4 protein-coding genes are annotated in these 8237 nt (G+C 39.5%); 2 read left to right on the top strand and 2 right to left on the bottom strand.

The window, feature by feature from the left end; all coding sequences use genetic code 11:
• Positions 1-111 precede the first annotated feature (111 nt).
• Positions 112-1098, top strand: coding sequence for a hypothetical protein (locus ACFSSE_RS10515; protein WP_379044243.1), 987 nt, complete (start codon positions 112-114; stop codon positions 1096-1098).
• Positions 1099-1411: 313 nt separating this feature from the next.
• Entirely contained in the window at positions 1412-2458 is a 1047-nt protein-coding gene (locus ACFSSE_RS10510; RefSeq protein WP_379044240.1) for a LacI family DNA-binding transcriptional regulator, read from the top strand.
• A gap of 259 nt (positions 2459-2717) precedes the next feature.
• Here the strand turns inward: ACFSSE_RS10510 and ACFSSE_RS10505 are convergent, their stop codons facing one another.
• Together ACFSSE_RS10505 and ACFSSE_RS10500 are read right to left on the bottom strand one after the other, a co-directional pair.
• The gene (locus ACFSSE_RS10505; protein WP_379044237.1) at positions 2718-4418 is read right to left on the bottom strand and encodes a RagB/SusD family nutrient uptake outer membrane protein; all 1701 of its coding nucleotides are present in this window, start codon (positions 4416-4418) and stop codon (positions 2718-2720) included.
• A 71-nt stretch (positions 4419-4489) separates the two neighbouring features.
• Positions 4490-7726 carry a SusC/RagA family TonB-linked outer membrane protein gene (locus ACFSSE_RS10500; protein ID WP_379044234.1) on the bottom strand — a complete coding sequence of 1079 codons (3237 nt, stop codon included), beginning with the start codon at positions 7724-7726 and terminating at the stop codon, positions 4490-4492.
• Positions 7727-8237: the final 511 nt, after the last annotated feature.

Below are 8237 nucleotides of genomic sequence, written 5' to 3'. Positions count from 1 at the left end.
GGAATCATCAAACATTCGTTTGTTCATAGTTTCAAATTTAATGTGTTTATATTAAATCAGACTTTAAAATCCCTCTAGTCAAAGGTAGCAACTCCAATTGATCATTGTTCAATGAGCTGGAGTACTGACGAATGTTCTTCTTTTTATGATAATGAGAATTTTACCATGCAATGGTGTATTATTTCAGAAAGTCTACGCTTGTCTGGTCACTCAAAAGGACCTCACGGATATGGTGCTATTTGGGGAGGAGTTAATGCCTCATACCATCACAATCTGCTGGCTCACCACGATAGCCGAACTCCACGTTTCGGACCAGGTGATAAATTTACTGGAAAAGACAGAACTGATGCTAGAAATAATGTGTTCTATAATTGGAATGGTAATGGGAGTTATGGTGGTGAAGCAATGGGGATAAACCTCGTAAATAATTACTATAAACCCGGTCCTGCAACATCTGCAAGGGTAGCAAACAGAATTATTTCTATCAGCGTGAAAGACGGTAAAAATGGGTTCAATCAAATTAAGGATATATGGGGAAGGTATTACATTGTCGGAAATTTCTTTCCCGAAAGTCCGAAAGTCACCGCTAACAATTGGGACGGAGTTCAGGTAGAAGGCAGTGAGAGAACGGAGGTCGAATCTAAAATACCTATAATTACTTCTGCTACACAAACTTTTGATGCTAAAAAAGCCTATCAACAAGTACTTGCATATGCGGGATGTAGTAAAGTGAGAGATGAGGTGGACAAACGGATCATTGAAGAGACCAGAAAAGGGACGGCTACATTTGTAGGGAGAAGTCCATTTAATGGAGAAGGAAAAAGTAAAGGTTACCCCAAAAAAGGTATCATAGATAACCAGTTAGACCTGAAACCAGCGGATGCCTCAGCTAATTGGAGCCCATGGCCAACTCTTACTTCCCGCCCGGCACCCTTAGATACGGATAACGATGGAATGCCGGATGATTGGGAGAAAGCGAAAAAGCTTGATCAGGGTGTTGCTAACTCTTCAGGAAGAGAATTAAGCGAGGATTACGATAATCTGGAAGTTTACCTTAATGATCTGGTAAGTTTTATCACGGACAATCAGTATAAGTAATACAGCTCTTTTGGTATTTCTTTCTATTCCTTAGACGAAAAAGGCTAATAAAGAGTGGGGAGGAAGTAAAATCTTATTTTTTGCGTAAACGACCACTAAATCAAAGCTGTAATGCTCAAAAGACAACTGATAGTAACGGTTAGGAGATGCTTGAGTTTGCTGTGCATACTGATGCAGAAGAAGTCTATACGGGTAGCGAACTAAAGAGTAGTGATCAATGTGACTCAATGTAAATTAAATGGGGGCACCGTTAGCTACAAGCAGATGTTTTTTAATAATCAAACCTACAACCGCAAAATAAATTTTAAGAACAGTGATGAAAAAATACAAGCCTATAACCCAAAAGGATATAGCAGACGCTCTAGGTTTATCCATATCGACTGTATCAAGGGTTTTGAATAATGTCTACGGAATAGGAGATACGACGAAAAAACTAGTGTTAGATTACGCTAAAGAAACAGAATACGCTCCTAATCCTATAGCATTACGCCTAAAAAAATGTCGTAGCTTTTCTATAGGGGTAGTGGTCCCTGAGGTAGCTAGCAGTTATTTTTCAGAGGTTATTAATGGTATAGAATCCAGTGCCTACCGTAAAGGATATCATGTCATCGTAACCCAAACTCATGAATCCACTAGGCGGGAGATGATTAATATACAACAGCTTGTTTATCAATCTATTGATGGTATTTTGGTTTCATTGTCTTCCGAAACCGTTGATATTTCACATTTTAAAGCATTAAAAGAAAAAGGTACTCCTTTGGTATTCTTCGATCGGGTACCAAAAGATATGGATGTGACCAAAATCGCTGTAAATAATTTTCAGGGAGCTTTCGAAGCTACGGAATATTTAATTCGATCAGGTCATAAAAAAATCGCACATCTCACAAGCTGTGCAAACTTGATGATTACTGATGAAAGGCTGAATGGATATAAAGCAGCTCTGAGTAAATATTATGTCCAGTTTAATGCTAACTATTTCTATTGCTGTGAATCTCACGGCAATGTTAATTTTGAAGTCGAAAAAGCTGTAATTCATTTTATGAGCTTGAGAGAGCGACCTGAGGCGATTCTTACTGTAGGAGATAAAGTAAGTGTAAGCTGCATAAAAGCGCTGAATAAATTTGGTTTTAAAATACCACACGATATTTCGCTTGTTGCCTTCGCAAATATTACTGAGGCAGATATGTTTAAAACACCCCTTACTACAGTAAGCCAACCCGCTTTTGAAATTGGAAAGCTCGCCGCAGACAAATTAATTAAACAAATAGAGGATAAATTGGCTTGTACAGAATTTGAGACGAGTATTTTAACGACGAGTTTTGACAGACGTTCATCTGCGAAACTAAATTTGATTCGTTAGCAACAATTCAAAAATCGTCTTTTTTGTGCTTTACACATTTTTTTGTACAGTATCTTCCAAATTAATTATCGAACTCAGGTTATTAGACGGTTTTCGACTATTTATTTACCGATAGACCCTAACTTCGAAAATTTACGAAAAAGAAAGCCCGACACAGTAAGGTGGCAGGCTTTCTATATTAACTTATCATTGATGAGTTAATGTCGGAATTAAAATAGTACCTGCTTATCTCATAAAGTTCAACAGGTACCATTATTAATTAATAACCGGGGTTTTGATCAGCTTCGGTAAGTGCTTCATTCATTATAATAGCATCTTGTGGTAGCGGCCGATACAAGAATTTATCTTCAAACGTGACATTGTTCCGTTCATAGTCAGCGTTATATTTTTCAAGCATATACCTTAACATTTTTATGCGCCTCAAAAGGGGCCACCTACCATTATACTCACCAAGCTGCTCTTTTCCGGTCTCAATCAGATAGGCTTCGAGTGCTGCTGTTTTATCCGTTACTCCGTTTAAAGCGTTGGTAAGCTCGGTGCCCGTAGCGTTAACCTTATTTCCTGGTCTGTTTATCACCTGTTGCACCACACCTCTTGCTTCATTTATCTGATTTAAGGCTATACAAGCTTCGGCTTTAAGAAAATAGGTCTCAGCAACCCGGGCAAGTACAATGTCCCTAACACTTGCCGCATAATCCAAAGTGCTTTCCAATGCGTTTTCAGGTGAATCGAACTTTTTGAAAGCCGGTATGCGTCGATCAGTAGCGCCCCACACTTCTTGATTATACTTATCTCTGTTAGCCCAAATAGGGAAGAAAAGAAATCCTGTGGCTAGGTTTTGTGTGCCACCCAGCTCCTGAGTCCAGACCTGTCTGTCAGCGTCAGTTATTGTGGTCTTGTTTGGGTCAGTTATTACAGGATAGTAATTGATTATTTTACTGGTTTTAGTACCGTAAAAATTGAAATAATCTTGATAGGTAACCCACATGAAGTTATACTGGTAGCGGCTGTCGTTCAGCTGGAAACTCCTGTGTATATGATGGGCGGGGACAAAAGCGTCTCTGCTTCTTTTTATACTTGCACCAGCCCCACCGGAATATACAGTAAACAAAGAGCTTTGTTCATTTCCTCCACTTCTTACATTTTTTATGGAGTTGAGAGCATATTGTACTGTAAACAAAAACTCCCGGTTGTTTTCACCCGCCTGAGTCCAAAGATTTGCGTAAGGAATATCAATTGGACCACGGGCTGCAATTACAGCATCAGCATAACTTTTCGCTTTTGTGAAATCTGCATCTGAATTTAAATCCCACCCTCTAGTTAGGTGCACCTTAGCTAGGTAGTGGTTCACGACATCTTTGTTAATTCGCCCAGGACTTAGGGTTGACATTACACCAGTGAGGGCGGTTTCCATTTCTGTAATAACAAAGTTATAACTGTCTGCCAACGACGATCTCGGGATACTAATCCGGGGGCTTGCTGTAAACTCTGTATTAATAACTACTCCGCCAAATTGCTCAATTAATAGAAAATGATAAAAGGCTCTTAAAAATTGCAATTCGGCTTTATATTGACTTCTCTCAGTCGCACTTATAGTCTGCTGCGGAAGATCGTTATAGTGTAGTCCGGCATTAACAGTCTGAATCGCCGCATAAACTCTTGTGTAAAAACTTTTTACATCTGAATTATCAGGGATCAGCGCTTGATAGCGATATAATGGGCCTCCTGGGTCTTTTCCTTCGGTATAGATATCAGTGCCTGCCAGTTGAACTGTAGGCACTCCTCCATAGATATCTCGAAGGGATGAATAAGAGGCTGCTACAAGCGTTTTATAGCCGTCAGCTGTCTTATAGAAAATCTCATTTGTTATCCCGCCTTTGTAGTCCTCTATGAGGACATCATTGCATGAGCTGAGGCAGATAAAGCAGCTGCTAAAAAAAATATATAATGCTTTTTTCATTTTAATAAATTTAAATTGGTGTTTCATTAGTTAATAAATCCAATATTTTTCTTTTGGGTGCGTATTTAAAATTATAAACCAAAATTAACGCCAAATTGATACGTTACAGTTGATGGCCCGTTACCTTCATTAAGCCGTGTCGTAGCATATTCAGGGTCGTAACCTTCATACTCAGTAAAGACAAACGGGTTCAGAATATTCGCATAAACACGAAGTCGATTTACTCTCATTTTGTCTAGAAATTTTTGGTTAAAAGTGTATCCTAGGGTTATATTTTTTACTTTTACAAAGGAAGGGTCTTTGTAATAAGCATTACTGCCGTAAAAAGCCCCACCACGTTCAAAATAATTCGGATATTTCCCTACATGTTCTTCAGTAGTCTTTTTGTATTTGACGTCTATAGGTTGTCCGTTGGTGTTAAATACAAAATTACCCCAGTCTGGTACAACGGTCCCAGCAGGAACGTAGTAATCAAAATTTTTCAGTTTCTGTGTGCTGCGACCGTTAAAGTCTAAGTAAGCTCTAGCGAACTGATCGTCAATTAGCAAACCTTGTCTGGTATAAAGATTAAAGGAGAAATCCCATTTCTTAAACTGCATGCGAGACATAAAGCCACCACTCCAGGTAGGATCAGACGATCCGAGAACAACCCGATCCTCTGGTGTCAACCTACCGTCACCGTTTGTGTCTGCTACTTTTGCTTCACCCGGAATGGCGGTATAGTTTGAATATACAGTTTTTCCAGCGTCATATTCAGCCTGCGTCCAGACTCCTAAAAATCTATAGTCAAATTGTACGTTTATAGGTTGTCCGATGAAACGTTTTTCTCCGGGGACATCCTCTTTTTTGCCATATAGCTCAACTATCGCATTCCTATTTCGGGTAAAATTGAAACTCGTACTCCAGTTAAAATTTCGACCTTTAATGTTAACAGTATTTAAGCTGAGCTCAATACCTTTATTGCTTATGGAACCAACGTTATCTGTCATTTTATCTACTCCGCTTTCAATAGCCAGAGTTCTTTGAGACAATAAGCCGGATGATAATTTATCATATAACTCAACAGAGCCACTAATCCTGTTTCTAAAGATATCAAAATCTAAACCTAAATTTGACTCACGTGTACGCTCCCAGGTTAGATTAGGATTTACAGGGCCTCCTGGGCCAAACCCAGACCATAGGGTGGAGCCGAAATTGTACAGGACAGTATTGCCTATATTAGGGGACAGTTGCGTGATGTAAGGGTTTATATTATTATTACCTGAATTACCGTAACTAAATCTAAGTTTAAGATTATTAACCCATTCAATGTCCTTCAAAAAGGATTCTTCCGACAATCGCCATCCTAAAGCAAATGAAGGAAAAGTAGCCCATCTTCTTCTCAGCTTAGAACTTCCATCAGTACGCAACGAAGCCGTTAGATAGTATTTTCCCATATAGTCGTAATTTATTCGGCCCATATAGGATAGTAAATTAGATTCCGAATAGGCGGAAGAACTGTTCGCGGGATCAAACACGCCACTTTGTAAATTATACCACTGAGAAGCGTAAGGCAGGTTCCTTGCTGCATAAGTTACACCTTCAGACCGGGTAGAGTACAAACTGAATAGCCCCGTTGCCCAGATATTGTGCTTTTCGTTTAAAACCTTCCGGTAATTAACGGTATTATCTAAAGTATATTCGAAAATCTCATCATTTTCTGTGCGACCGCTGCGGGTGGGGTCAGGTATGAGCCCGAGATAAATATCTTGCACAATGTCAGAAAATTGACCAATTCTATTACGGTAAAAACGTGGCTGAAAGGCACTTCGAATATCCAGTCCCTCGATAGGACTAACTTCCAAATAGGCACTAGCTAGCACATCACCTCTTCTTCTTTCATTTTTGGAGGTGGTAATAGTGGCGAGGGGACTTCTGGTTCCTGTAAACCCTCGGTTAGATTGAATATTCGGCTCGGCTCCTGGCTGTACAACCACGGTCCCGTCAGGATGGTACGGTGTGAAAAACGGAGCCATCTTGTCAAGATCTGAATAAGCCTGTCCAGATCCTAGATCGCCTGTTATCTGTGATAAATTTATTGTCGCACCAAGTTGGAAATATTTCGATGGCTTATGATTAAGGCTCGCTTTAATGCTATAGCGGTTGAAATATTCCTGAACAAAGTTACCCACTTCGTTTTGATAGCCCACTCCGAAATTGTAACTTAAGTTATTTGCTGTACCAGAAGCGTTCAAATAATGATTTTGTTGCTGACCATCTCGCTGCAAAAGGCTTTGCCAATCTGTATATTCCTGGTTATAAAGCCGTGGAGCCACCACAGGAGCGCCTGTTGTGCCATTAGTATGACTCATAATAGCCCTTCCGGGATCCATGTTTTCCCTGAACGTTTTTGTAGCTCTGTTAAACTCCACGTATGCATAGGCCCGATATTCAGCCCAATCACGACCATCCATAAATTCCGGCAAGCGGCCCTCTGCAATATTCCTGCTGCCAAAGTAGCCATCATAAGTAAGATTGAGTTTTCCCGGCTTTGCGTTTTCTGCTCTCTTAGTGGTAACTATAACAACTCCGTTTGAGCCCCGAGATCCATAGATGGCCGTAGATGAAGCATCTTTTAACACATCTATACGGGCGATGTCAGAGGGGTTTAAAAAGTCTATATCAGAGGTGACAATCCCATCCACAACATAAAGTGGATTTCCTCCTGCCAGGGAATTTTGGCCTCTGATCTGAATGTTAAAACCTGAACCGGGTTTCGCTGAATTTTGTCGAATCTCTACCCCTGCTACGTTTCCCTGAAGCGCTTCCATCACAGAGGTCGTTCCACGTTCAGCTATTCTCTCGGCAGACACAGAGCCTACAGCTCCTGTCACATCCGCCTTTTTCATGGCTCCGTATCCTACTACCACTGCTTCCTCCATGGCTATCGCATTATATTCCAGCGTCACATTAATAGAGGTTCTCTCTGAAACTTGGACTTCCTGGGTCTTCATGCCTATAAATGAAAACACAAGAACCCCGTTCTCAGGAACATTTGAGATTGCGTATCGCCCATTCGCATCTGTTATCGAGGCGTTGCTTGTACCTTTTACCGTTACGGAGACCCCTGGCAATGGAACGCCATCCGAATCTAAGATTCGCCCACTGACGATAATGTCCTTTGCCTCAAGTGTGTTAATCACTGACCTTCCATTTGTTAAAGTAAATGCGGAGGTCGTTCCTGGAGAAACCAAAATTTGAAGGAGAAGCCCTGCAGCTCCGATTCTTCTAATAAGTTTTTTAGGCTTACTTAATTGTTTTTTTTTCATTGTTTATAATTGTTTGGTTGATGAATATTCGGAAAAGGTATTGAGTTACAAATTCCGATTTCTTATAGAACGAATGTAAAAGAAAAATATAATAAATAAAAATAATAATAAATGAAAAATATAATAAATAATAAAAGATAAAAATAGACATCTCTAGATTTGAAACAAAAATTATTAAACCTAGTCTTCAATTATTGAATTTCGATATATGCGTTCTATTTCGATTTATATGGTAAACAGAAAAGTATGAAGGGGAGATTTAGAAAGTGAAAATATTTTGTGTATTGTTCGTGTTTTTCGTTCTTTAAAAGAGTAATAATTAGTACATATCTTTCTCTGCATCGGGAAGTAAAACTGCTTATTTAAAGCGAATTACTGGTGTGTTTTAAATATTGCAGAATTTTTTACGAGCTTAGGATTTAAATTGTTAGGATATTAAGTTTAACCCAAATTACGCAATAGAAAGTTGAAAGGGATAATCAAAGTTGGTAGTTTGCCCCCAAATACCCAT

It is taken from the genome of Pedobacter alpinus, assembly GCF_042684645.1.
Taxonomy (GTDB): domain Bacteria; phylum Bacteroidota; class Bacteroidia; order Sphingobacteriales; family Sphingobacteriaceae; genus Pseudopedobacter; species Pseudopedobacter alpinus.
This window is presented reverse-complemented; position numbering and strand designations above follow the sequence as displayed.